The organism is Curtobacterium sp. MCBA15_012 (assembly GCF_001864935.2).
Taxonomy (GTDB): Bacteria; Actinomycetota; Actinomycetes; order Actinomycetales; family Microbacteriaceae; genus Curtobacterium.
In genome coordinates, this window is sequence record NZ_CP126267.1 from 558,309 (window position 1) to 581,533 (window position 23,225).

General features: G+C 71.3%; 22 protein-coding genes and 1 tRNA gene. 14 read left to right on the forward strand and 9 right to left on the reverse strand.

Annotated elements, in window-relative coordinates:
- Positions 1–36: 36 nt before the first annotated feature.
- Entirely contained in the window at positions 37–1,131 is a 1,095-nt protein-coding gene (locus QOL15_RS02655) for a DNA cytosine methyltransferase (RefSeq protein WP_071249142.1), read from the forward strand.
- A 583-nt stretch (positions 1,132–1,714) separates the two neighbouring features.
- On the opposite strand, the gene QOL15_RS02660 is transcribed toward QOL15_RS02655, so the two are convergent.
- Positions 1,715–1,785 (reverse strand) — tRNA-Gly (locus QOL15_RS02660).
- 249 nt (positions 1,786–2,034) lie between these two features.
- Here QOL15_RS02660 and QOL15_RS02665 point away from each other — a divergent pair.
- Together QOL15_RS02665 and QOL15_RS02670 are read left to right on the forward strand one after the other, a co-directional pair.
- A complete protein-coding gene (locus QOL15_RS02665; protein ID WP_065964468.1) occupies positions 2,035–3,126 on the forward strand; it encodes a DUF6177 family protein in 1,092 nt (363 codons plus the stop codon).
- 1 nt (position 3,127) lies between these two features.
- Complete coding sequence (locus QOL15_RS02670) at positions 3,128–3,463, forward strand: hypothetical protein (protein WP_139197570.1); 336 nt, start codon at positions 3,128–3,130, stop codon at positions 3,461–3,463.
- Between the two features lie 15 nt (positions 3,464–3,478).
- On the opposite strand, the gene QOL15_RS02675 is transcribed toward QOL15_RS02670, so the two are convergent.
- Together QOL15_RS02675 and QOL15_RS02680 are read right to left on the reverse strand one after the other, a co-directional pair.
- Positions 3,479–5,524 (reverse strand): cytochrome c oxidase assembly protein, encoded by a 2,046-nt coding sequence (locus tag QOL15_RS02675; RefSeq protein WP_071249024.1) that lies wholly within the window; start codon positions 5,522–5,524, stop codon positions 3,479–3,481.
- A gap of 110 nt (positions 5,525–5,634) precedes the next feature.
- Positions 5,635–6,732, reverse strand: coding sequence for a GNAT family N-acetyltransferase (locus tag QOL15_RS02680; protein ID WP_071249022.1), 1,098 nt, complete (start codon positions 6,730–6,732; stop codon positions 5,635–5,637).
- Between the two features lie 101 nt (positions 6,733–6,833).
- Here QOL15_RS02680 and dcd point away from each other — a divergent pair, with 101 nt between their 5' ends.
- The 3 genes from dcd (at position 6,834) to QOL15_RS02695 (ending at position 8,430) form a co-directional block, all read left to right on the forward strand.
- On the forward strand, positions 6,834–7,424 hold the full coding sequence (gene dcd / locus QOL15_RS02685; RefSeq protein ID WP_065964215.1) for a dCTP deaminase: 591 nt from the start codon (positions 6,834–6,836) through the stop codon (positions 7,422–7,424).
- A 107-nt stretch (positions 7,425–7,531) separates the two neighbouring features.
- Complete coding sequence (locus tag QOL15_RS02690; RefSeq protein WP_217637621.1) at positions 7,532–8,041, forward strand: helix-turn-helix domain-containing protein; 510 nt, start codon at positions 7,532–7,534, stop codon at positions 8,039–8,041.
- Positions 8,038–8,430 carry a DUF86 domain-containing protein gene (locus QOL15_RS02695; RefSeq protein ID WP_071249020.1) on the forward strand — a complete coding sequence of 131 codons (393 nt, stop codon included), beginning with the start codon at positions 8,038–8,040 and terminating at the stop codon, positions 8,428–8,430. The genes QOL15_RS02690 and QOL15_RS02695 overlap by 4 nt, the downstream gene beginning before the upstream one ends.
- Before the next feature lie 216 nt (positions 8,431–8,646).
- Here QOL15_RS02695 and QOL15_RS02700 read toward each other — a convergent pair whose 3' ends face one another.
- The 5 genes from QOL15_RS02700 to idi form a co-directional block, all read right to left on the reverse strand.
- Positions 8,647–9,759, reverse strand: coding sequence for a sugar-binding protein (locus QOL15_RS02700; RefSeq protein WP_065964211.1), 1,113 nt, complete (start codon positions 9,757–9,759; stop codon positions 8,647–8,649).
- A gap of 84 nt (positions 9,760–9,843) precedes the next feature.
- Complete coding sequence (mmsB, locus tag QOL15_RS02705) at positions 9,844–11,136, reverse strand: multiple monosaccharide ABC transporter permease (RefSeq protein WP_065964209.1); 1,293 nt, start codon at positions 11,134–11,136, stop codon at positions 9,844–9,846.
- Positions 11,133–12,656 (reverse strand): multiple monosaccharide ABC transporter ATP-binding protein, encoded by a 1,524-nt coding sequence (gene mmsA, locus QOL15_RS02710; protein ID WP_071249018.1) that lies wholly within the window; start codon positions 12,654–12,656, stop codon positions 11,133–11,135. The genes mmsB and mmsA overlap by 4 nt, the downstream gene beginning before the upstream one ends.
- Positions 12,657–13,113: 457 nt before the next feature.
- Positions 13,114–14,133 (reverse strand): LacI family DNA-binding transcriptional regulator, encoded by a 1,020-nt coding sequence (locus tag QOL15_RS02715; RefSeq protein WP_065964205.1) that lies wholly within the window; start codon positions 14,131–14,133, stop codon positions 13,114–13,116.
- A 189-nt stretch (positions 14,134–14,322) separates the two neighbouring features.
- Positions 14,323–14,865, reverse strand: coding sequence for an isopentenyl-diphosphate Delta-isomerase (idi, locus tag QOL15_RS02720; RefSeq protein ID WP_065964218.1), 543 nt, complete (start codon positions 14,863–14,865; stop codon positions 14,323–14,325).
- A gap of 21 nt (positions 14,866–14,886) precedes the next feature.
- Between idi and QOL15_RS02725 the strand changes: the two genes are divergently transcribed.
- From QOL15_RS02725 to QOL15_RS02755, 7 genes are all read left to right on the forward strand, one after another.
- A complete protein-coding gene (locus QOL15_RS02725) occupies positions 14,887–15,945 on the forward strand; it encodes a polyprenyl synthetase family protein (protein WP_071249013.1) in 1,059 nt (352 codons plus the stop codon).
- Positions 15,942–16,859, forward strand: a complete 918-nt coding sequence (locus tag QOL15_RS02730) for a phytoene/squalene synthase family protein (RefSeq protein ID WP_071249011.1) — start codon at positions 15,942–15,944, stop codon at positions 16,857–16,859. The genes QOL15_RS02725 and QOL15_RS02730 overlap by 4 nt, the downstream gene beginning before the upstream one ends.
- A complete protein-coding gene (crtI, locus tag QOL15_RS02735; RefSeq protein WP_083394096.1) occupies positions 16,856–18,493 on the forward strand; it encodes a phytoene desaturase family protein in 1,638 nt (545 codons plus the stop codon). The genes QOL15_RS02730 and crtI overlap by 4 nt, the downstream gene beginning before the upstream one ends.
- A complete protein-coding gene (locus QOL15_RS02740; RefSeq protein WP_071249007.1) occupies positions 18,493–18,879 on the forward strand; it encodes a lycopene cyclase domain-containing protein in 387 nt (128 codons plus the stop codon). Before crtI ends, QOL15_RS02740 begins: the two co-directional genes overlap by 1 nt.
- Positions 18,876–19,370, forward strand: a complete 495-nt coding sequence (locus QOL15_RS02745) for a hypothetical protein (RefSeq protein ID WP_305405291.1) — start codon at positions 18,876–18,878, stop codon at positions 19,368–19,370. Before QOL15_RS02740 ends, QOL15_RS02745 begins: the two co-directional genes overlap by 4 nt.
- Positions 19,367–20,293 carry a prenyltransferase gene (locus tag QOL15_RS02750; RefSeq protein WP_071249003.1) on the forward strand — a complete coding sequence of 309 codons (927 nt, stop codon included), beginning with the start codon at positions 19,367–19,369 and terminating at the stop codon, positions 20,291–20,293. The genes QOL15_RS02745 and QOL15_RS02750 overlap by 4 nt, the downstream gene beginning before the upstream one ends.
- A 221-nt stretch (positions 20,294–20,514) precedes the next feature.
- Complete coding sequence (locus QOL15_RS02755) at positions 20,515–21,558, forward strand: Gfo/Idh/MocA family protein (RefSeq protein WP_071249001.1); 1,044 nt, start codon at positions 20,515–20,517, stop codon at positions 21,556–21,558.
- Positions 21,559–21,895: 337 nt separating this feature from the next.
- On the opposite strand, the gene QOL15_RS02760 is transcribed toward QOL15_RS02755, so the two are convergent.
- On the reverse strand, positions 21,896–22,636 hold the full coding sequence (locus QOL15_RS02760; protein ID WP_071249138.1) for an MBL fold metallo-hydrolase: 741 nt from the start codon (positions 22,634–22,636) through the stop codon (positions 21,896–21,898).
- A gap of 63 nt (positions 22,637–22,699) precedes the next feature.
- Between QOL15_RS02760 and QOL15_RS02765 the strand changes: the two genes are divergently transcribed.
- Entirely contained in the window at positions 22,700–23,221 is a 522-nt protein-coding gene (locus QOL15_RS02765; RefSeq protein WP_065964760.1) for a hypothetical protein, read from the forward strand.
- The last annotated feature ends 4 nt before the right edge of the window (positions 23,222–23,225 follow it).

The following is a 23,225-nucleotide window of genomic DNA, read 5'->3' on the forward strand; positions in this document are numbered from 1 at the left end:
CGGCGCTGGCCGGGCCAGCGGACTGCTTACAATGACATGGTGACCCCAGATATCGCAGTCCTGGACCTATTCGCCGGGGCCGGGGGCCTCACAGCGGGAGTTCATGCTGCGTCAGATCGGTTCACAACGGTTGGCGCCGTCGAGTGGGATCAGGCCGCCGCTGCATCTTATGAGGCGACTTACGGCAAGGGCGTCGTCTTCGCCGGCGATATCAAGGAGTGGCTCAAGGGTGACGTGCCGCGTGCGGATGTCATCATTGGCGGCCCGCCCTGCCAGGGTTTCTCGAGTCTAGGTAAGCAGGACGTCGAGGATGAGCGGAACTTCCTCTGGCGCGAGTACGCCCGGACGATTCGCCGAGCGATGCCGAAGTACTTTGTTGTCGAGAATGTCGCCGAGTTCAAGAAATCTCCGCAGTTTGACCTGTTCCGGGAGGCCACCGCGAAGGGCGGCATGCTGGCCGATTACGCCTTCGAGGCCAAGGTCTATAACGCGGCCGACTTCGGTGCTGCTCAGACTCGTCGACGGACCGTCATCATCGGTTATCACCGTGACCTCGGTTTCCCGGGGGAGCTCGAGCTGACGCATTCCGCTGACCCCGAAAGCGATTTGCCCGGTTGGGTCACGGTGAAGGACGTGCTCCGAGATGTGCCGCGGACGCCAGACCGCGACCCGGTGTTCGACGCGCTCCGTACCGAGTTCAAAGGCAAGGAGTACGCCGGGGACTTTGCTGTCCGCGACCTCCACTGGAGCCGGAACTACACGCAGCTGTCGAAAGATCGGTTTGCCGTGATCCCGGCGGGCGGAAACCGCCGCGACCTCGAAGCGTATCCGCACCTCATGGCGCCGTGCTGGACCAAGCACAAGACGGGCTCCGGCGATGTGATGGGGCGGCTTCACTGGGACCGTCCGTCGGTCACCATCCGCACCGAGTTCTTCAAACCGGAAAAGGGGCGGTACATTCACCCCGAGGAGCATCGCGCGATCACGCACTATGAGGCAGCGCTGCTTCAAGGGTTTGGTTCAAAGCACCGCTTCGTTGGCTCGCGTACCGATATCGCTCGACAGATCGGGAACGCGGTGCCGATCCCGCTCGGTACGGCGATCGGGCGACTGCTCGCCAGCGTTCTCTGACCCTGCAGGCAGAATGCTAGGAGCCCCCAAAATTTCGTGAGCTTGGGACCTGGCATCGAGGGTTACCCGAGGGTCGGGCAACAGTGGCCATGCGGGGCCACATCCCACTCCGGGAAGAAACGAACCGCGGGGCCGTGTCGCTGACTACCCCGCCCTACCGCGCCGTCCCGGAGGCATTAGCTCGCAGTCGCGAGCTCTAGTCAGCCTTCCCTGCGCGGTGGGGAGTGTAGCGCCGCTGATCTGTGCCAAGGTCGCGCTCGGGTTGCGGTTACCCTCCCTGGCCAGACGGCCGTGCTGGAGGGCGGCCAACTCGTAGAAGTCGGCGGCCTTCTTCGAGTCGTCAGTGGCTTGAGCCGCTCGCACTCGCTGACCTTGCGGCCAGAGGCGAAGGCGATCTTGCCGCTGGCGATCGTCTCGGTGCGTTTCATGGCGACCGAAGCCTTGCCAGGGGATGGGCGGCGCCGTCCTGCGCGGCGTCGGCAAGCTAGCCCTGGGGCGCGTTTCGAGGGCTGGAGTCTCAACTACTTCGAGAGAAGTCTCACTTGAGTTGAGAAACGACACGGAAGTCCTGAACGGAGAGGAGAGCGAGTGACGGGAATCGAACCCGCGCTACCAGCTTGGGAAGCTGGAGTTCTACCATTGAACTACACTCGCGCATCCCGCCGGACGGGACGCCACAAGCCTAGCGGATCCCGCGCTGGACGCCAGCCGTGTGCACCCCGCGCGTCGCGCGGCGGACGCGAGCCGCGCCTCCCGGCCGGCCCACGCGGGCACCGTGCGCGACACGTGTCGCCGCCATGCGCCTCCCCGTGTCTCCCCTGTGAGGTGCGCACCTCCACGGACAGTCCGGGGGCCCGTGTGTACCGTCCAGGGGGATCGAGCGCCCTACCCGAGGAGGACCGGATGGTCAGGCATCCCCTCATCGACGACGTGGTCGGCCCCGCCATCGTGGTGCGGTCCGCGTCGCCGGTCGTCTGGTTGACCGAGTCCCTCGCCGCACTGCTGCGACGGGCGTCGGAGTCCGGCCGCACGGTCGTGCTCCGCACCGGCCAGGAGGCGGCGCTCACCCCCGCCCTGCGGCACGCGCTGGGCGCACACAACGCCGCATGGCTCGTGGACGGCCCCGGCGGATCGCTGCGGGACGGCAGGACCGGCGTCGCCGCCTCCGGCGTCGAGGACGTCGTGCACCACGGACCGGAGCTCCTCGGACCGCCCTCGCCGGAGCACCCGGTCTCGACCGGGTCGGTCCGGCAGATCAGCATCGACCTGACCCTGCGGCACCACGCGGACCGCGCGGTCGACATCGGGGCCGCGATCGAGGCGTTGTGCGACACCACCGGGTCCTGCCCGGCGTGGTGGGGCACCAGCGAACCGCTCTCCGTGCCGTGGGACCGCTGGGTCGTCACGCAGTACGCCAAGCACGAGGCGCCGGACGTCTCGACCTCGTACGCCGTCGGCGACGGGTTCTCGGCGACGATGACGGCGCACCTGACCGACGGGGTCGTCGTCGAGACGATGTCCGCCGTGCTCACGATCCCCGAGGACGGCGCCGACCCGGCACTCGCGTCCCGACTGCTCGACGCGGTGCACCGCGTGGCCGACGAGGTCGACCCGGTGTTCGGTGTCGTGATGCAGCGACGCGGGGACGCCGACCACCTCGTCCGGGCCGTCGCGCACGGCGAGCCGTCGCCCCTCGCGGTCGTCGTTGGTGCCGAGGCGACCACGTTCCTCGACCGCGACGGTGAGTGGCCCCCGCCCCGCACGAGCACCTCGGTGTTCGGCGCGGGCGGGCTCGTGGTCCGCTTCGACGACGGGTGGGAAGCGCTCGAGGCCTTCCTCGACCGGATCGACGAGGACCGCTTCCTGCAGCTCGTCGGCGGTGCCCCGCTCGACCCCGCGCATGACGAGGGCGCACTCGACGGGCACGACCGCGGCACGCACGCGGGCTCCGGCGTCCGGGACTCGGCGCAGCGGGGCGGTCAGGGTGCCGCGTGACGTGACGCTGCTGTGCCGCGGGCCGGTCGAGACGCGCGACGTGGCGGAGGCGCTGCTGCTGCACGACGACGCCTGGGGTGTCCGGGCCCTCGACGACGGTCCGGTGCTGCAGGTGTGCCGCGACGCGACGCACCCGGTGATCACGGTGCTCGGCGTCCGTCGTGTGGACTCGCTCGACGAGGTCCGGCGGATCCTGCCCGACGCCCCGGAGATGGCGACGCCGCTGTGGTGGGTCGACGCGGTCGCGCCGATCGGGGACGCGGGGGAGCCTGGCATCGACGCGGCACTCGAGGCCTCGTTGGACCTCGACGCCGTGTGCATCGTGCACGGCGACTGAGGCCCGGCCAGCAGGTCAGTCGCGGTCGTGCATCGCGGCGAGGCGGTCGTTGTACGCCTTGAGGTCGGCGTCGCCGTCGCGCTCGGCCTTGCGGTCGAGGCGCTTCGCGTCGCGCTTGTCCGACCGCACCCAGTTGCGCACCACGAGCAGCGCGACGAACACCATCGGTAGCTCCGAGGCGCCCCAGGCGATGCCACCGCCGGTGTGCTGGTCGTCGAGCAGTGCGGCGTCGTTCGTCTGGCCGAGCGCGTGGAACCAGTCGATCGCGAACACCGACTGCGAGGTCATGACCGCGACGCCGAAGAACGCGTGGAAGGCCAGGGTCGCGAGCAGGGCGATGATGAGGATCGGGTACGCCGGACGCTTCGGGCCCGGGTCGACGCCGACGAACACCCAGAAGAACAGGTAGCCGCTGAACACGAAGTGCACGACCATCGCGACGTGCCACTCGTGCGACTGCATCGCGTACTGGTAGGCCGGGGTGAAGTAGAACACCACGAGCGAGCCCGCGAAGATCACGCCGGCGACGGCGGGCTTCGCGAGGAACTGCATGTAGCGGGAGTGCGTGAAGAGCATCAGCCACTCGCGGGCGCCGCGGGACCCGTCGTTCCGGACCGGCAGCGTGCGGAGGGCGAGCAGCACCGGGCCGCCGAGCACGAGCGGCAGCGGCACGAACATCATGAGCAGCATGTGCTGGAGCATGTGCGACGAGAAGTGCACCATGCCGTAGACGGCCGGTCCGGCCGAGGTGGTCCAGGCGAACAGGGCGCACCCGAGCAGCCACGCGATCGTGCGGCCGACCGGCCAGGAGTCGCCGCGCTTCCGGAGCGTGCGGACCGCGAGCAGGTACCAGCCGGCGCCGACCACGGCCAGCGCGAGCCAGACCCAGTCGATGTGCCACTGCGTCAGGTAGGTCTGCACGGTCTGCGCCGGCGGGTAGGGGAAGCCGAGCAGCCCGGAGCGGGTGTCCTGACCGGTCTCGGGCGTCTGCGGGATCGGCGGCTGCGAGCGCGACACCGCGACGGAGACACCGATCGCCACCGCCATGAACACGATCTCGGCGAGGGCGAACCGCACGAACAGGCGTCGGTCGAGCGGGGCGCGCAGGAGCCCGGGCACGAGCTTGCGGCGCTGCACGACACCCGCCAGGCCGAGCGTGACGAGCACGACGGCCTTGACGGTGATGAGCCAGCCGTAGCTCGTCGTGACGAGGTCGAGCGGCCCGGTCAGCCGCAGCGAGGCGTTGACGATGCCCGAGAACGCGACCGCGGCGAACGCCCACCCGGCGAGCGTCGAGTACCGGGCGACGACCCGGCCGGTGGCGCCCTTGGTGCGGGTGCGGAGCACGACGACGGCGACGAGTCCGCCGGCCCACACGCAGACCGCGACGAGGTGCACGGCGAGCGAGTTCACCGCGTTCGCGTGCTCGAGGGAGCCGGCCGCGTGCCCGGACAGGGCGAGGGGGAGCAGCGCGAAGAGCCCGAGCACGGTCGCGACCGCCAGGGTGGTGACCCGGGTGGCGAACGCGGCGACGAGCGTGGCGAGCAGGATCGCGACCGCCGACACGACGAGTGCCTGCCCGATCTCGACCTGGAACGCGAAGAGCAGGAAGTTCCGGGCGAACACCGGGTCCGTCAGCGGGACGCCGAGGGTGTTCGCGCCGGTGAGCACGATGCCGACGACCGCGGCGAGGAACCAGACCGCACCGGCGGCGGCACCCCAGCGAGCGGCGCGGTGCTGCACGCTCGACATCGCGCCGTGGTCCTGCTTCTTGGCGGGGAGCGCGAACGCGGCGACGACGAGCAGGCCGATCGTGAGCGCGGCCGTGGTGTCGTGCACGACGCGGGCGACGGGCAGGCCGTACTCGACGAGGTCACCCGCCGAGACGAGCTGCTGGCCGGCGGTGAACGCACCGGTGAGCGTCATGCCGAGCACGGCGCACGCGACGGCGAGCGGGATCGCGATGACGAGGACCGTCGCGACGGTGGTGTTCCGGGCGGTGACGGGGGCGGGGTCCGGTGCCGTGTCCCCGGGCTGCGTGGCGGCTGACGTGACGGTCATGACCGTCCAATGGTAGGTGCCCCACCTGACACCCCGCCCCGGTCCGACACCGGCCCTGGACCGACACCCGCCCCCGGTCCGGGTGCCGTCGCACACCCGGGCCCCGGTGGTCAGTCGCGGTGCTCCCAGATCCCCTCGCTGCCCACCCCGACGAACCCGACGGCCTCGTTGACGTCGAGCATCGGCCGGTTCTCCTCGGCGTTGAACGTGATGATCGACGGCCGACCGGGGTGGTCCCGCTCCACGGTCTCGATCCCCACGACCTTGAGCAGCCACCCGAGCCGGTGCCCGCGGTGCTCGCGCAGCACGAGCGTGTCCCACTGCATGACGGCTCGGGACGGGCCGTGCGGCACCTTGAGCTGGCTGAAACCGGCCAGGGTGGTGCTCGCGACGTGCTCGACGGCGATCGTCAGCATCGCGTGGGGCCCGCCGGCGAGCTGCTCCTCGGACTCGCGCACGCGGTCGGCGGTCCAGACGTCCTCGGGCTCCGCCATGTCGCCCGAGGGGGCGTCGGTGCTCATCCGGGTGTGCAGGACCGCGACCCCGTCGAGCCACGCGTCCGGTGTGCGGTCGGTCCACGTGTGCACGCGGTACCCGGGCCCGGCGGCGGCCGCAGCGCGGTCGTGCAGGGCGCGCACGACGGACCGGTCGGCGGGGAGCCCGAGCCGACTGATCCGGTTCACCTGTCCGAAGTGCCAGCCGCGGCCGGTCAGGAACCGCACCCCGGCCTCGTCCTCGGGGACCGCGCCGAAGCCCGTCGGCGCCGGGACGAACCCCGGGCCCGACGCGGGACCGACCTGGCGGGAGACCGCGTACGTCTTGCGCTGCGTGCGGCCCTCGGCCCGGGCGATCCCCTCGATGTGGTCGGCGAGCAGCGTCCCGATCCCGCGGCGCTGCCGGTCCGGCCGGACCCCGACCGCGATCCAGCAGTTCGTCGTGCCGGGCTCGGACTTCGTGTCGTACGAGCCCGACCCGACGACCGAGCCGTCCGGGTCGCGCACGACGAACAGGCGGCTCGGCGACCCGGGCTCGTGGCACATCGGCAGGTACTCGGCCGGCTTCCAGGACAGCTCGGTGAGTCCGTGCACCGCGACCTCGGCGGCGTCGGAGACGGCCAGCCAGTCGCGGAACGCGCGGACGCGCTCCGGGTCGTCGTCCATCGTCGTCGGGACGACGAGTTCCTCGACGACTGTTCCCTGCTCGGTCATGGTGCCCCCGCTGTCGGCCGGTCGGACGGCCGTCCTCCGCCGCCCGGTGGGCAGCCGACCACCATACCGACGCCGCACCGCCTGCCGCTAGGCTTCCACCCGTGCTGCTCTCCGACCGCGACATCACCGCCCAGCTCGCTGCAGGCCGGATCGGCCTCGACCCGTACGACGGCTCGCTCGTGCAGCCGTCGAGCATCGACGTCCGGCTCGACAAGTTCTTCCGGCTGTTCGACAACCACAAGTACCCGCACATCGACCCCGCGGTGGACCAGCCCGACCTGACCCGCCTGGTCGAGACCGACCCGGACGAGGCGTTCGTCCTGCACCCGGGGGAGTTCGTCCTCGGCTCGACGTTCGAGGTCGTGACGCTGCCCGACGACATCGCCGCACGGCTCGAGGGCAAGAGCTCGCTCGGGCGCCTGGGCCTGCTCACCCACTCGACGGCGGGCTTCATCGACCCGGGCTTCTCCGGCCACGTCACGCTCGAGCTGTCGAACGTCGCGACGCTGCCGATCAAGCTCTGGCCCGGGATGAAGATCGGGCAGCTCTGCTTCTTCCAGCTGTCGAGCCCGGCCGACAAGCCCTACGGCTCCGCCGAGTACCAGTCGCGCTACCAGGGGCAGCGCGGGCCGACCCCCTCCCGGTCGGCCATGAACTTCCACCGCGCGGACGTCTCGCAGCGCGACCACTGACCGCGGGATCCGCACGGACGGGGTTCGAGCGACCCCCGCGTCCTCGTCATCTGGAGACGCTGGACGAACCGTTCCACTGTATGTGACATTCCGTGTACGGTGGCGGCATGGCCCCAGCTCCATCCCGTGTCCCGGTCGACGCGTCCCAGCTGCTCCGCCACGCCCGACGGCGAGCGGGACTGACGCAGGTGCAGCTCGCCGAGCGGGCCGGGGTGACCCAGAGCGTCATCAGCACCTACGAGAACGGGCGTCGCGAGCCCTCCCTGGCGGCGCTGCAGCGGCTGCTCCACGCCGCGGGTTTCGACGCGGTGGTCGACCTCCGGCCGGCGCCGGCCGAGCCCTCGCTCCGCGACCGCATCGCCGCCGTCCGGGACGACCTGCTGGCCGTCGTGGCCGAGTGCGGGGCGTCGAACCCCCGCCTGTTCGGCAGCGTCGCGCGCGGTGACGACGGACCCGGCAGCGACGTCGACCTCATGGTCGACCTGCCGCCCGACTCGGGCATCTTCTGCCTGCTCCGGATCCAGGACGCCGCGGAGCGCCTGCTCGGCGTGCGCGTCGACGTCGCGGACGCCGCCGGGCTGCGTGGCTCGGCCCTCCGCGAGGCGGTGCCGCTGTGAGGAGCCGGCGCGAGCACGCGTGCGGTGCGGTCCCGCGGTCGCTCGCGGACCGGCTGGACGACGTCGACCGGGCGTGCGACGCCGTCCTGCGGCACGTCGCCGACCCGACCCTGCCCGAGGAACTCGTGCACGACGCCGTGCGGATGCGCCTGGTCGAGGTCGGTGAGGCCGTCCGCAGCCTGCCGTCGTCGGTCACGGCTGGCGAGCCGTCGATCCCGTGGTCGCGCGTCGCTTCGTTGGGGGAGCGCCTGACCCGCCGGTACTTCGACACCACCCCGGCGATCGTCTCCGGGACGGCCCGCACCGACGTCCCGACGCTCCGCGACGCGGTGCGACGCCTCCGCGCCGCGCACTGCGCGTCGGCTGCGGGGGCCGACCCGACCGGCTGACGGACGGGAGGCCCGTGGCGGCCCCGCCCCGCGCCTCCCGTCCGGCTGACCGACGGACGGGAGGCCCGTGGCGGCCCGGCCCCGCGCCTCCCGTCAGCCGCGCCCTGCGCCGACCGCGCGCGCCCGTCGGACGGGCCCGCCCGCGGGACGCGGGACGGCCCCGTCTCGCCGAGGCGAGACGGGGCCGTCCAGTGGTGCGGTGCTGCGGAGCGGGTGTCAGCCCTGCTTCGCGAGGTCCTCGAGGGTGCTGTTGCCCTTGTAGGCCTCGACAGCGTTCTCCTTGGTGACCAGGACCGGGGTGAGCTCGACGGCCGGCACGATCTTCTTGCCGTTGTCGTTGTTCTTGTCCTCCTTCGTCTCCGGCTTCTTGCCGTCGGCGAGGTCGGACACCAGGTCGATGGCCGCCTGGGCCTCTTCGGTGGTGTTCTTGTAGATGGTCGAGTACTGCTTGCCCTGCATGATCAGCGGGATCGACGCGGTCTCGGAGTCCTGACCGGTGACGATCGGGTTCGGCTTGCCGGCCGCGGCGGTCGCGGTCAGGATCGCACGGGCGAGGGTGTCGTTCGGCGACAGGACGCCGTCGAGCTCGGTGTTCGTGTACGACTTCGTCAGGATGTCGGTCATGCGCGACTGGGCGTTCTGCGCGAGCCAGCCCTGCGTGTTGGTCTCCGAGAAGCTGGTGCGACCCGAGACGACCTTGACGGTGCCGTCGTCGATCTTCGGCTGGAGCACGTCCATGGCGCCGTTGAAGAAGACCTTCGCGTTGGCGTCGTCGGGCGAGCCGGAGAAGAGCTCGATGTTGTACGGGCCGTTCGGCTTCTTGGCCTTCATGCCGTCGAGCAGGGCCTGGGCCTGGAGCTGGCCGACCTTGAAGTTGTTGAACGCGACGTAGTAGTCGACGTTCTCGGTGTTCAGGATGTTGCGGTCCCAGGCGATGACGACGGCGCCGGACTTCTTGGCGGCGGCGACCTGCGTGCCGAGCTGCGAGCCGTCGGCCGCACCGATGATGATGGCCTTCGCACCCTTGGTGACCATCGACTGGATCTGCGCCTGCTGGTCGGGGACCGGGTTGCCGGCGTTCGCGTACTGGATGTCCGACTTGAAGCCGGCGTCCTTGATCGACTTCTCGAACGCGGCACCTGCGAGGACCCAGTTCTGCGAGGTCTTGGCGGGGAGCGCGACGCCGATGAGGGCGCCCTTCTCGATCTTCACGTTCGACGCGCCGTCGGACGAGCCGGAACCGGAGTCGTTGCCACGAGCCGAGCAGCCGCTGAGGGCGAGGCCCGCGACCAGTGCCAGACCGATGCCGGCGATGAGCTTCTTGCGCATGAGATTGCTTTCTCTTCGTTGAGGAGTGGTGCTGTGTGGTGAGGGATCGTGCGGCCGGCCACCGGGGTGGCCGACCGCCACGCGTTACTGGATGTTGACCTTCTCCGGCTGGTCCTCGATGGACCGCGGCTGCTGGGCGGCCACCGTGTTCTGCTCGGTGTCCTTCCGCTGGAACTGCTTCAACATCCCGCCGATCAGGGACGGACGGCCCTGCGACTTCGAGTAGACGTCGAAGGCGACGGCGACGAGGAGGACGAGACCGCGGATGATCTGCACCTTGTTGGACTCGAGGCCCACCAGGGAGAGACCGTTGGACAGGAGCGCCATCACGAGGCCACCGATGATCGACCCGGAGATCGTGCCGATACCACCCGCGACCGCGGCGCCACCGACGAACACGGCGGCGATCGCGTCGAGCTCCCAGCCGGTGCCGTCGGCGGGGCCTGAGGCGCCCGAGTAGCCGACGAAGACCATGCCGGCGATCGCGGCGAGGATCGACATGTTCATCATGACGAAGAAGTTGACCTTCTTCGCGCTGACGCCGGACAGGACCGCGGCGTTGGCGTTGCCACCGACGGCGTAGACCTGGCGACCGAAGATCGTGTTCTTGGTGAGGAAGCCGTACAGGATCGTCAGGACACCGAGGATGATCGCGACGATCGGGATCGACGTGCCCGCGGGGCCGTGGCCGAACAGGTACGTGGCGACGAGGGTGACGGCGACGAGGATGCCCGTGCGGACGATCGAGACCCAGAGCGGGACGACCTCGGCCTGCATCTTCTTGCGACGCTGGCGGCCGCGGAACTCGAGGAAGACGAGCACGAGGCACGTGATGATGCCGAGGATGACCGTGCCGTTCGAGAACCCGAAGTCCGGGCCGAAGTCGGGCAGGTAGCCCGAGCCGATCTGTGCGTAGTCGTCCGGCACCGGCTGCGAGGTCGAGTTGCCGATGATCTGGTTCGCACCGCGGAAGATGAGCTGGCCGGCCAGGGTCACGATGAAGGCCGGGACCTTCACGAACGCCACCCAGAAGCCCTGCCACGCACCGACCGCCGCACCGACCGCGAGGCCGAGCAGGATCGCCGCCCACGCCGGGAAGTGCCACTGCGCCATCGACTGCGCCACGATGATGCCCGTGAACGCGGCGACCGAGCCGACCGACAGGTCGATGTGGCCCGCGATGATCACCATGACCATCCCCAGCGCGAGGATGAGGATGTAGGAGTACTGCAGGAACACGTTGATGATGTTCGTGGGCTCGAGGATGAGCCCCTTCGTGAGCACGGAGAAGATCACCAGGATCGCGACGAGCGCGATGATCATGCCGTACTGGCCGATGCTGTTGCCCTTGCCGAACAGCAGTTTCAGGTTCTTCATGAGACGGTGGCGCCCTTCCGCGCGGAGGTCATGCTGCGCATGAGCGTTTCTGGATCGGCCTGGTCTGCGGGGACGTCAGCCGTGATCTGGCCCTCGAAGATCGTGTAGATCCGGTCGGAGAGGCCGAGGAGTTCGGGGAGCTCGGAGGAGATGAGGATGATGCCCTTCCCCTGTGCCGCGAGCTGCTGGATGATGCCGTAGATCTCGAACTTCGCACCGACGTCGATGCCGCGGGTGGGCTCGTCGAGGATGAGCAGGTCGGGGTCCGTGAACATCCACTTGGACAGGACGACCTTCTGCTGGTTCCCGCCGGAGAGCTTGCCGACGTTGTCCTCGACCGAGGGCACCTTCGTGCGGAGCATCTTGCGGTACTTCTCGGCGACGTCGTACTCCTGCAGGGAGTCGACGACACCGCCCTTCGAGATCTTCGGCAGGTCGGCGGAGACCGTCGAGCGCTTCACGGTGTCGAGCAGGTTCAGGCCGAGCGCCTTGCGGTCCTCGGAGACGTACGCGAGACCGTTCGCGATCGCCTGCTGGACGTTCGCGACCTTGATCTCGCGGCCGTCCTTGATGATCTGGCCGTCGAGGAAGGTGCCGTAGGAGCGACCGAAGATGCTCATCGCGAGCTCCGTACGGCCGGCGCCCATCAGGCCCGCGAAGCCGACGATCTCGCCGCGGCGCACGTGGAAGTTCGAGCCCTTGGCGACGAGGCGGGCGGAGTCCTGCGGGTGCTGGACGGTCCAGTTCCTGACCTCGAAGAAGACCTCGCCGATCTTCGGCGTGCGGTCCGGGAAACGGCTCTCGAGCGAGCGGCCGACCATCCCGCGGATGATGCGGTCCTCGTTGACGCCGTCGCCCTTGACGTTGAGGGTCTCGATCGCCTTGCCGTCACGGATGATCGTGATCTCGTCGGCGATCTGCTCGATCTCGTTCAGCTTGTGGCTGATGATGATGCTCGCGATGCCCTTGGACTTCAGGCCGACGATGAGGTCGAGCAGGTGCTGCGAGTCGTTCTCGTTCAGGGCCGCGGTCGGCTCGTCGAGGATGAGGAGCTTGACGTCCTTGTGCAGGGCCTTGGCGATCTCGACGAGCTGCTGCTTGCCGACACCGAGGTTCTTGATCTGCGTGTCCGGGTCCTCGTCGAGGCCGACGCGGGCGAGCAGGTCCTGGGCGCGCAGCTGGGCGGCGGTCCAGTCGATGACGCCGAAGCGTCCCGGCTCGTTGCCGAGGAACAGGTTCTCGGTGATCGACAGCTCGGGGATGAGCGCGAGCTCCTGGTGGATGATGACGATGCCGGCCTGCTCGGACTGCTTGATGTCCTTGAAGCGGACCTCGTCGCCCTCGTAGACGATCTCGCCGCTGTAGGTGCCGTACGGGTAGACGCCCGACAGCACCTTCATGAGGGTCGACTTGCCGGCGCCGTTCTCGCCGCAGATCGCGTGGATCTCGCCGGCGCGGACGCTGAGCGACACGTCCGAGAGCGCCTTCACACCAGGGAACTCCTTGGTGATCGAACGCATCTCGAGCAGGGTCTCGGCGCTGGTGACGGACCTGGTTGCCAGGTCCGGTCCCTGTGGGGTTGACGCCACGGTGCATCTCCTTCTGCCGCTGCAGTGCGGCAGTCCTTCGGGTGGTGAGGAAGCGGCAGTGGGGGCGCAGGAGACCTGCGTGGACCCCGTTGTCGCGTCCGGTGCCCGCCCTGGCCGGCCCGGTGGGCCGGGATGTGACGGTCATGTGACCGTTCACATCGGCGGAACGGAGGTAATTTACGCACAGCGCCGAGGGGGCTGTCAATTCGGTTGGGTCGCGTTTCTGTAACGGCCCGCGCGATCCGGCGGAAGCCGCGCGGGTCCGGCCCCCGAGGTGGGGGCACGGGAGGCGCGGCGCGGCCCGGTCGCGCGTCCCTCGACCCGCCACGGGGCGGACGGGAGGCGCGGTGCGGCCCCGCCACGGGCCTCCCGTCCCGGCGCGGTCGCGTCAGCGGCGGCGCGGTGCGCCGGTCGACCCGCGCACGACGAGCTGCGGGACGAGGTCCACGGGCCGGAGCGCCTGCTCTGCGGCGGGGAGCAGCAGCTCGACGCAGCGACGGCCGAGCTCGGGGAAGTCGACCTGCACGGTGGTGAGCGGCGGCCAGAGGTGCTTCGCCTCCGGGATGTCGTCGTACCCGACCACCGACAGGTCGCCCGGGACGTCGAGGCCGTAGGAGCGGGCCGCGTGCATGACCCCGAGCGCCATCGCGTCGTTCGAGCAGAAGATCGCCGTGCAGTCCCGGTACCGCAGCAGTTCGCGCCCCGCGTGGTAGCCGAAGTCCGCGGTCCAGTCGCCCAGGATCGGTGGGACGACGGGCATGTCGCGGTCGCTCATCTCGCGGAGGAAGCCCTGCATGCGGGCCTCGGCCTCGATCCAGTCGCGCGGGCCCGCGATGTGCCGGACGTACTCGTGCCCGAGGTCGAGCAGGTGCGCGGTCGCGAGCCGGGCCCCCTCCATCTGGTCGACGAACAGGGTCGTCGGGCCGTCGCCGACGCTCGTCCGCAGCGCCACGTACGGCGTGCGCATGCCGAGTTCCTCGATGAGGTCGAACACGCGCTGCTGGGGCGCGATGACGATGATCCCCTCGACGTCCTGGTCGAGCAGGTGCCCGAGACCGTCCCGGACCGCGGCGTCCGTCGCGTCGGCGATGTTCGACGTGGTCACCGAGTACCCGCGCGACACCGCCGCGTCCTCGATGGCCTGCATGGTCGCGGCCGGGCCGTAGTGCGAGCGCTGCGCCGTGAGGACGCCGATCGTGTGCGTCCGGCTCGTGACCAGTGCCCGCGCTGCACGGTTCGGCCGGTACTGCAGCTGCTCCATCGCCGCGAGCACCTTGTCCCGGGTCTCGGCACGGATCGCGTCGGAGTTGTTGAGCACCCGCGAGACGGTCTGGTGCGAGACGCCGGCGACCCGCGCGACGTCGCGGATGCTGGGCGATCGCGGTTGCTGTGTCCGCGGTGACGCCATCGTTGCTCTCTCCCGCTCGGGGCCGTGGCACCTCGATGTGCACGTTCACATTCCGAGCCAGATCATTATGCACGGGAGTCGGCTGCGCGCCACCCGACCCCGGCCGACGCCGTCAGCGGGACGCGCCCGGGGCGCACGCACGGGAGGGTCGAGGCGGGACCGCCACGACCCTCCCGTTCGTCGACGTCGTCAGCGCGTGACGTGCAGTCCCTGGCGCTCGAGCTCGGCGAGCTGCCACCCGAGCCACGGGCTCCACGCGAAGGGCGCACCCGCGACGGACTCGCGCAGCGCCTCCTCGGAGACCCACGCGTACTCGGCGACCTCGTCGTCCGCGGGGGCCGGCACGTCGTCGGTCACGGCGCGGAACACCGGGCAGACCTCGTTCTCGACGATGCCGGAGGCGTCCACCGCGCGGTACCGGAAGTCGGGCAGGACGAGCTCGACGTCGCGGACGGTGATGCCGAGCTCACGGGATGCACGGCGGGCGACGGCGTCCTCGAACGCCTCGTCCGGGCCTGGGTGCCCGCAGAACGTGTTGGTCCACACGCCGGGCCAGGTCTTCTTGCTCAGGGCGCGGCGGGTCACGAGGACCTCACCCGCGGTGTTCCGCACGTGGCACGAGAACGCGAGGTGGAGCGGCGTGTCGGTCGTGTGCACCGCGAACTTGTCCGCCGTGCCGACCGGGGTACGGTCATCTGCCAACAGGACGACGGTTTCCGGGAAAGTGTTCATCTGCACCGATAGATTAGGCCAATGAGCGAGGAAGCGGCCACCGTGGCCCAGATCGACCTCGCGCTGGTCGACGACTGCATCGAACGCTTCTTCGCGGTGTCGTCGGCCCGCGCGCAGCGGTTCGGCCGACCGTCCGAGGAACTCTGGCGAGTCCTCCGCAAGGCGAGCATGGGCGGCAAGCGGTTCCGCCCCCGCATGGTGCTGACCGCCTACGGCTTCCTCGGCGGCACCGACGACCACGCCGCGGCCAACGTCGCCGCGGCGTACGAACTCCTGCACACCGCCCTCGTGGTGCACGACGACGTCATCGACCGCGACTGGTCCCGTCGTGGGCAGCCGAACGTCGCCGGGGCGTTCCGCGACACCGGGACCACGGGTGGCCTGGCCCTGCCGACCGCCGAGCACCGCGGGGTGAGCGCGGCCGTCATCGCCGGTGACCTCGCCCTCGTCGCCGCCGCCCGGTTCATCGAGGCGTCCGGCGTCACCGGGGAGCGACGCTCCCGTCTGCTCGAGATCCTCGACGACGCGGTGTTCGCGAGCGCCGCGGGCGAGATGACCGACGTCGACCTCGCGCACGGCGTGATGCCCTCCGTCGACGAGGTCCTCGCGATGGAGCGCGCGAAGACGAGCGTGTACTCGTTCGAGGCACCGCTGCAGTCCGGCGCCGTGCTCGCCGGGGCCTCCGACGAGGTGGTCGAGGCCCTCGGTGCGTTCGGCCGCGAGATCGGCATCGCGTACCAGATCGTCGACGACCTGCTCGGGGTCTACGGCGACGAGACCGCGACCGGCAAGTCCGTCCTCGGCGACCTGCGCGAGGGCAAGCGGACCATGCTCATCGCGTACGCCGCGACCACCGACTGCTGGGACGACATTGCGCCGTACCTCGGCGACCCGGGCCTCACCGAGGAGCGCGCCGCCGAACTCCGTGCCACCCTGGAGACCTGCGGCGCCCGATCGGCTGCCGAGTCCAGGATCGCCGAGCACGCGGCCCTCGCCCGTGCCGAGCTCGCAGCCCTGCCCTACGACCTCGCCGACCGCCTGGAGGCACTCGTGACCGAACTGCTGGAGCGCGTGCGGTGACCCAGACCGCACCACCGCGTCTGCCCCTCTACGACGCGACGGCCGAGGCTGCGTCCGGGGTCGTCATCGAGCGCTACTCGACCTCGTTCGGCCTGGCCAGCCGCCTGCTCACCAAGGACACGCGGGAGCACATCCGCAACGTCTACGCCCTCGTGCGCGTCGCCGACGAGGTCGTCGACGGCCCCGCGACCGAGGCCGGTCTCGACCACGACCTCGCCCTCACGGTCCTCGACGAGCTCGAGACCGACACCGAGCGCGCGATGGCGCACGGCTTCTCGGTGAACCCCGTCGTGCACGCCTTCGCCCGGACCGCCCGCACCACGGGCTTCGGTCCCGAGCTGACGCAGCCGTTCTTCGCGTCGATGCGGATGGACCTCGAGCGCACCGAGCACGACCAGGCCTCGTTCGACCGCTACGTGTACGGCTCGGCCGAGGTCGTCGGCCTGATGTGCCTCCGCGCGTTCGTGCACCGTGCCGGACGACCGACCTTCGACGACACCGTGCTCGTGGACGGCGCGCGGGCCCTCGGCGCCGCGTTCCAGAAGGTCAACTTCCTCCGCGACCTGCACGCCGACTTCGAGGTGCTCGGTCGCTCGTACTTCCCGGGGGTCGACATCCGCTCGTTCGACGAGGCGACGAAGCACCGCCTGGTCGCCGACGTGCAGGCCGACCTCGACCGCGCCGCCCTGACCGTGCCGCTGCTGCCGGCCGACGCGCGCAAGGCCGTCGGGCTCGCGCACGCGCTGTTCCAGGAGCTCAACGACCGCATCGCGGCGACCCCGGCGGACCGTCTGGTCACCAGCCGGGTCCGGGTGCCGAACCCGGTCAAGGCGCGGCTGGCCGCGCAGGTGCTCGCCGGACGCGCGCCGCTCGCGTCCCGGGCTGCCCACCACCGGACGGGAGGCGCGCGATGACCCCGCCACGTGCCTCCAGGCCGACCGCACCCACCCGTCGACGCACGGTGCCGGCCCGACGCGTCGTCGTCATCGGCGGCGGGATCAGCGGACTGGCGTCCGCCGCGCTGCTCGCGCGGGACGGCTACGCCGTCACCGTGCTCGAGCAGCGCGACCAGCTCGGCGGTCGCGCCGGCTCGTGGGAGCGCGACGGCTTCCGGTTCGACACCGGGCCGTCCTGGTACCTCATGCCCGAGGTGTTCGACCACTTCTTCCAGCTGCTCGGCACCTCCGCCGCGGCCGAGATGGACCTCGTGAAGCTCGACCCGGGGTACCGCGTGTACTCCGAGGGACACGACGAGCCGATCGACCTGCTCGCCGACCGCGAGGCGAACATCGCGCTGTTCGAGTCGATCGAGCCCGGTGCCGGCGAACGGATGCGGGCGTACCTCGACTCCGCCGAGGACACCTACGCCATGGCCGTGCGTCGGTTCCTGTACACGACGTTCCAGGACCTCACGAAGCTCGCCGCGCCCGACGTGCTGCGGCGGCTCCCGAAGCTCGCCCGACTGCTGCTCCAGCCGCTGTCGACCTTCGCGTCGAAGGCCGTCCGGGACCGGCGCCTCTGGCAGGTCCTCGGCTACCCGGCGGTGTTCCTCGGCACGAGCCCGTACGCGGCGCCGAGCATGTACCACCTGATGAGCCACCTCGACCTGGCCGACGGGGTGCTCTACCCGAAGGGCGGCATCACCGAGGTGATCGCCGCGGTCGAGCGCGTCGCCCGGCGCGAGGGCGTCACGATCGCCACGGAGTCGCCGGTCGAGCGGATCCTCGTCGAGGACGGCCACGTCACCGGCGTCGTGCACCGCGACGCTTCCGGGGAGCGCCACACCGTGCCGGCCGACCTCGTGGTGAGCGCCTCCGACCTGCACCACACCGAGCTGCACCTGCTCGACGCCGAACACCGCAGCTACCCCGAGGCGCACTGGCAGAAGCGCGACCCGGGGCCGAGCGCCGTGCTCGCGTACCTCGGCGTCGACGGTCCCGTGCCCGGGCTGCTGCACCACACCCTCGTCTTCACCGAGGACTGGGAGGCGAACTTCGGCGCGATCTTCGGCAAGGACCGGCACGTGCCGGACCCGGCGTCGATCTACGTCTGCGCCCCCTCGCTGACCGACGACACCGTCGCGCCCGAGGGCACGAGCAACCTGTTCGTGCTCGTCCCGCTCCCCGCCGACCTGTCCATCGGCAAGGGCGGCATCGACGGGGCCGGCGACGCCGAGGTGGAGCGGATCGCCGACCGCGCGATCGACGTCATCGCCGAGCGCGCCGGTGTGCCCGACCTCCGCGACCGCATCCGGGTCCGCCGCACGATCGGGCCGCAGGACTTCGCCGACGACTACAACGCCTGGAGCGGCTCGATGCTCGGGCCGGCGCACACCCTGGCGCAGAGCGCGTTCTTCCGCGAGAGGAACGTGTCGAAGAAGGTCGACGGCCTGTACTACGCCGGTGCCTCGACGACCCCGGGCATCGGGCTGCCGATGTGCCTGATCAGCGCCGAGGTGCTGCTCAAGCGGATCCACGGCGACACGAGCACGGAGCCGTTGCCGACCCCGCTGCCGTCGCCCGTGGGTGCGGCGCGGACCACGGACTGATGCCGGGGGTCTACCTCGCCGGGCTCGTGGTGTCGATCGTCGGCGTGGCCGTGCTCGACGCGCGCCACCGCCTGTTCTTCTGGCGGGCGCCGTGGCGCGCGGCCGCGGTGATGGTCGTCGGCCTCGCGTTCTTCCTGGTGTGGGACGCGGCCGGGGTCGCGCTCGGGATCTTCTTCATCGGCCAGCAGGACCTGCTGACCGGCGTCCTGCTCGCACCGGAGGTGCCGCTCGAGGAGCTCTTCTTCCTGGTGCTGCTCTGCTGGACGACGATGGACCTGGTCGGGGCGGTGCGGCCGGTGCTCGAGCGCCGTGCGGCCCGGAAGCGCGCAGCGGTGGACGCACCGGCCCCGGTAGCGCCCGGTGCCTCCACCCGGGGTCGCTCGTGAGCGGCGCCGGCACCGCGACCTACGCCCTGCTCGCCCTGCCGTTCTTCGCCGCCGTGGTGGTCGTCGCGGTCGTCGCCGGGGTCGTCGCAGGCCGTCGCGCCCGGGCAGCGGGACGACGGTCGTCGGCCGGGCCTCGGGTGGCCGTGGTGACGTCGGTGGTCGTCGGCGTCGTGCTGGTCGCGATGACGATGGTGTTCGACAACGTCATCGTCGGGCTCCGGGTCGTGGCCTACGACTGGTCGCTCGTGTGGGGTGCGAAGATCGGGGTGATCCCGGTCGAGGACCTGGCCTACTCGGTCGCCGCGGTCGTGCTGCTGCCGAGCCTGTGGGTGCTGTTCGACCGGACGGGCGCGCACGACCGGACCGCCCCACGCGACCGGACGGGCGCGCACGACCGGACCGCCCCACGCGACCGGACGGGCGCGCACGACCGGACCGACCGGCGCCCCGCGCCCGACCCGACCGCCCCGCGAGCCGAGGACCCCGAGTGAACGCCACCACCGCCTCCCGTCCGTCGACGCTGCGCGCGCTCTTCGTGTCCTCCCGGCCGATCAGCTGGGTGAACACCGCCTACCCGTTCGGTGCCGCCTACCTGCTCGGCAGCGGGGTCGGCGTCGCGGGCGGCGGCGGGTTCTCCCTCGTCGCGTTCCTCGTCGGCGTCGTGTACTTCCTCGTGCCCTACAACCTGGCGATGTACGGGATCAACGACGTCTTCGACTACGAGTCCGACCTGCGCAACCCGCGCAAGGGCGGCGTCGAGGGGGCCCTGCTCGACAAGAGCGTGCACCGCGCGACGCTGTGGGCCGTGGTCGTGACGAACGTGCCGTTCCTCGTCGCGCTCGTCGTGCTCGGCGCGCTGAGCGGCAACGGTCCGTGGTCGTGGTTCGTCCTGGCGATCAGTGTGTTCGCGGTGGTCGCGTACTCGGCGCCGGGTCTGCGGTTCAAGGAGAAGCCCTTCCTCGACTCGCTCACCTCGTCGACGCACTTCGTGTCGCCGGCGCTGTACGGCCTCGCGCTCGCCGGACCGCACTGGACCGGGCAGCTCGTCGCGGTCTGCGTCGCGTTCTTCCTGTGGGGCGTGGCCTCGCACGCGTTCGGTGCCGTGCAGGACGTGCTGGCCGACCGGGCCGGGGGCATCGGGTCCGTGGCGACGGTGATCGGTGCGCGCGCGACCGTGCGCCTGGCGTTCGCCGCCTACCTGGTGGCCGGGGTCGTGCTGCTGTTCTCGGCGTTCCCGGGGCCGATCGCCGCCGTCGTGGTGGTGCCGTACGCGCTCAACGTGCTGCCGTGGTGGAACGTCACCGACGCCGGGGCCGAGGCGGCGAACGCGGGGTGGAAGCGCTTCCTCTGGATCAACTACCTCGCGGGCTTCATCGTCACGATGGCGCTCATCGTCTACGCCTTCACGCACTGAGCCGGGCGCCCGCGTGCCGGGCGCGCGCGCTCGTCCCCGGTGCGGATGGAGCAGGAAACGTCGGGTCGACCCCACGCACCCGACGTCTTCTGCTCCATCGGCGGACCCGCCCGACGCCCGGCGCGCCCGTCCCGCCTGCGCCCCGGCACCCGCGGCCCTGACAGACTGGTCGGACGCGCCGCGGGAGTCGTGGCGCACCGCAGTCACGAAGGAGTGCCCGCATGACGGTCCGCATCATCCACGTCGGTCTCGGAGGCTGGGGCGGCAACTGGGCCCGCACCGCCGTCCCGCAGGTCAGCGAGGTGGAGGTGGTCGGGCTCGTCGACCCGAGCGCGGCGACCCTCGAGGCCGTCCGCGCCGACCTCGGCATGCCGGCCGGCAGCGCGTTCGCGTCCCTCACCGAGGCGCTCGCCGCGGTCGAGGCGGACGCCGTGCTCATCACCGCGCCGGCCGTCACGCACGTGCCGCTCGCCCTCGAGGCCCTCGACGCCGGCAAGCACGTCCTCGTCGAGAAGCCCTTCGCGAACTCCACCGAGGAGGCACTCCGCGCCGTCCGCCGCGCCGAGGAGCTCGGGCTCGTGCTCCAGGTCAGCCAGAACTACCGCTGGTACCCCGCACCCCGCGTGGTGCAGGAGCTGCTCGAGGCCGACGCCGTGGGCGAGATCGCCTCGATCGACGTCGACTTCCGGCAGTGGGACAACGACGAGTCCGCGGAGACCTACCCGCACTACCGGTTCCCGCACCCGATGATCAACGACATGGCGATCCACCACTTCGACCTGATGCGGATGATCACCGGACGCGAGGCCGTGCGCGTCTACGCCCGCTCCTCGTACCCGTCGTACAGCAAGTACCAGGACGAGGCGATCACCTCGATGGTCATCGAGCTCGAGGGCGGCCTCGTCGTGAGCTACCGCGGCAGTTGGCTGTCCCGGGCGCCGCGCACCGCGTGGGCCGGCGAGTGGAGCATCCAGGGCGAGGACGGCGAGCTCTGGTTCACGAGCCGTGACGGGTCGCCGAGCGAGGTCGCGGGGGACCGGGTGACGCTCCGGACCGACCAGGACGCCGAGGCCGAGGTGGTCGAGCTTCCGACCATGCAGCACACGGACCGCCAGGGCGGGCTGCAGGCGTTCGCGCGCTCGGTCGAGGGCGGCCCGGCACCCGAGACGAGCGGGCGCGACAACCTGCGCAGCCTCGCCGTGATGGAGGCCGCTGGTCGCTCGGCGGTGTCGGGCGTCCCGGAGGACGTCGTCCTGCCCGAGTAGCGCGCGCCCGACCCGGCCCGCCGGCGTGCTCGGCGTCCTCGGCGGGTCCGGGCGTACCGGGTCGTTCCGTCCGGTCAGGGATGCCCGGTTCCGGCAGGGACGCTCGGTTCCACCAGGTGTCGCGGGCGCTCCGGCAGGGAGCGCGCACCAGGGTTCGTGGCGACGGACGGGAGGCGCGGTGCGGGCCCGCACCGCGCCTCCCGTCCGTCGCCGCCCACCACCAGGGCCGCGCTCGCCTCCCGGAACGCGCTCGTGTCCGCCGCGTGCCGCGTGCCGCGTGCCGCGTGCCGCGTGCCGCGTACCGCGCCAGCCGCGTGCCTGCCGCGTGCCTGCCGCGCTACGCGACCCCCGCCGTCCGTCGCGCCTGCGCGACCGCGGCCCGCACCCCGCGCGACCACGCGGGCCCGTGGCCGGGCAGGACGTGGCGTGCCTCGGTGTCCTCCAGGCGCGCGAGCGAGGCGACCGCGGTGTCGACGTCCGCCGTCGCGGCCGGGGCGACCACGCGCGGACCGATCCCGCCCGTGTACGGGTCGAAGGTGACGAGCGCGTCCCCGACGACCACGGCGTCACGGTCGGCGAAGTGCAGCGCGACGTGCCCGTCGGTGTGCCCGGGCGTCTCGATGATCCACGGGGTGCCCGGGACCTCGGCGCGCGAGGCGAGCGGCAGCGTGTCCGCGACCCCGTCGACCGTCAGCGCACCGGCGACGAGCATCCGGCCGAGCGGGGCGAACCCGCCCGGGTGCACCGCGACGAAGCCGAACCGGTTCGTCTGCGGGCGGTACGAGTACGGGTGCGCGGCGAGCTCGCGGTCGCCGGGGTGCACGTACACGGGCGTGCCCCACTCCCGGTGCATCCGGGCGGCCGTGCCGACGTGGTCGAAGTGCCCGTGGGTGAGCAGGAGCGCCTCGACGCGGGCGGGCGAGTAGCCGAGCTCGTGCACCGCGAGCAGCAGGTGCGGCCAGACGGCGGGCAGCCCGGCGTCGACGACGAGCAGCCGGTCGCCGGTCTCGACGAGGTAGGTGTTGGTGTGTGCGAGCTCGAGGCGGTGGATCCCCTCGGCGACGTCCCGGATCAGCATGCGGCGCACGCTAGACGGCTCCTGCTGAGCACCGGCGCGGACCCGTCCTGGTAGGCAGATTGCATGGCCAAGGACAGTCTCCCCGAGCTGGAACTCGCGAACGTGCGCACGCGCGAGCGGTTGACGGACAGCGTCACCGAGATCAAGCGGCGCGCGAACGTGCCGGCACGCACCCGGCTCGCGGTCGCGAAGGCCCGGCAGCGCTGGCACCGTGACCCGACCCCGCTCGTCGCGATGGCCGTGACCGCCGCGACGGGCGTCGCGGCGATCGTGCTCGGTGCGCGCATCGGTCGGACCGACGCCGGCCACCTCGACCAGCCTCCGGCGCAGACGGCGTTCACCGCGCTCCTGCCCTTCGGCGCGCGCGGGGAGCCCGACCCCGACCAGGCCCGCGGTGGCCGGAAGGGGCGGAAGGCCCGACGCAAGGCGGCGGAGGAGTCGCTCGAGCGCGACCCGGTGCACAAGAACCGCGTCAAGCAGCGCGCCGGCATCTCGGCGGTGCAGCGCCGTGCGACGGCGAACCGGAAGCAGGCCGCGAAGCGGTCGAAGGCGGCGGCGAAGGCCCTCGCGAAGGCGAAGGGCTAGGGCC

Bases quoted from the DNA above. Each gene is read 5' to 3' on its own strand.
- QOL15_RS02655 (WP_071249142.1), top strand. From the start codon at position 37: ATGGTGACCCCAGATATCGCAGTCCTGGACCTATTCGCCGGGGCCGGG.
- QOL15_RS02665 (WP_065964468.1), top strand. From the start codon at position 2,035: ATGGTCAGGCATCCCCTCATCGACGACGTGGTCGGCCCCGCCATCGTG.
- QOL15_RS02675 (WP_071249024.1), bottom strand. From the start codon at position 5,524: ATGACCGTCACGTCAGCCGCCACGCAGCCCGGGGACACGGCACCGGAC.
- QOL15_RS02680 (WP_071249022.1), bottom strand. From the start codon at position 6,732: ATGACCGAGCAGGGAACAGTCGTCGAGGAACTCGTCGTCCCGACGACG.
- QOL15_RS02690 (WP_217637621.1), top strand. From the start codon at position 7,532: ATGGCCCCAGCTCCATCCCGTGTCCCGGTCGACGCGTCCCAGCTGCTC.
- QOL15_RS02700 (WP_065964211.1), bottom strand. From the start codon at position 9,759: ATGCGCAAGAAGCTCATCGCCGGCATCGGTCTGGCACTGGTCGCGGGC.
- mmsB (WP_065964209.1), bottom strand. From the start codon at position 11,136: ATGAAGAACCTGAAACTGCTGTTCGGCAAGGGCAACAGCATCGGCCAG.
- mmsA (WP_071249018.1), bottom strand. From the start codon at position 12,656: ATGCGTTCGATCACCAAGGAGTTCCCTGGTGTGAAGGCGCTCTCGGAC.
- QOL15_RS02715 (WP_065964205.1), bottom strand. From the start codon at position 14,133: ATGGCGTCACCGCGGACACAGCAACCGCGATCGCCCAGCATCCGCGAC.
- idi (WP_065964218.1), bottom strand. From the start codon at position 14,865: ATGAACACTTTCCCGGAAACCGTCGTCCTGTTGGCAGATGACCGTACC.
- QOL15_RS02725 (WP_071249013.1), top strand. From the start codon at position 14,887: ATGAGCGAGGAAGCGGCCACCGTGGCCCAGATCGACCTCGCGCTGGTC.
- crtI (WP_083394096.1), top strand. From the start codon at position 16,856: ATGACCCCGCCACGTGCCTCCAGGCCGACCGCACCCACCCGTCGACGC.
- QOL15_RS02740 (WP_071249007.1), top strand. From the start codon at position 18,493: ATGCCGGGGGTCTACCTCGCCGGGCTCGTGGTGTCGATCGTCGGCGTG.
- QOL15_RS02755 (WP_071249001.1), top strand. From the start codon at position 20,515: ATGACGGTCCGCATCATCCACGTCGGTCTCGGAGGCTGGGGCGGCAAC.
- QOL15_RS02760 (WP_071249138.1), bottom strand. From the start codon at position 22,636: ATGCTGATCCGGGACGTCGCCGAGGGGATCCACCGCCTCGAGCTCGCA.
- QOL15_RS02765 (WP_065964760.1), top strand. From the start codon at position 22,700: ATGGCCAAGGACAGTCTCCCCGAGCTGGAACTCGCGAACGTGCGCACG.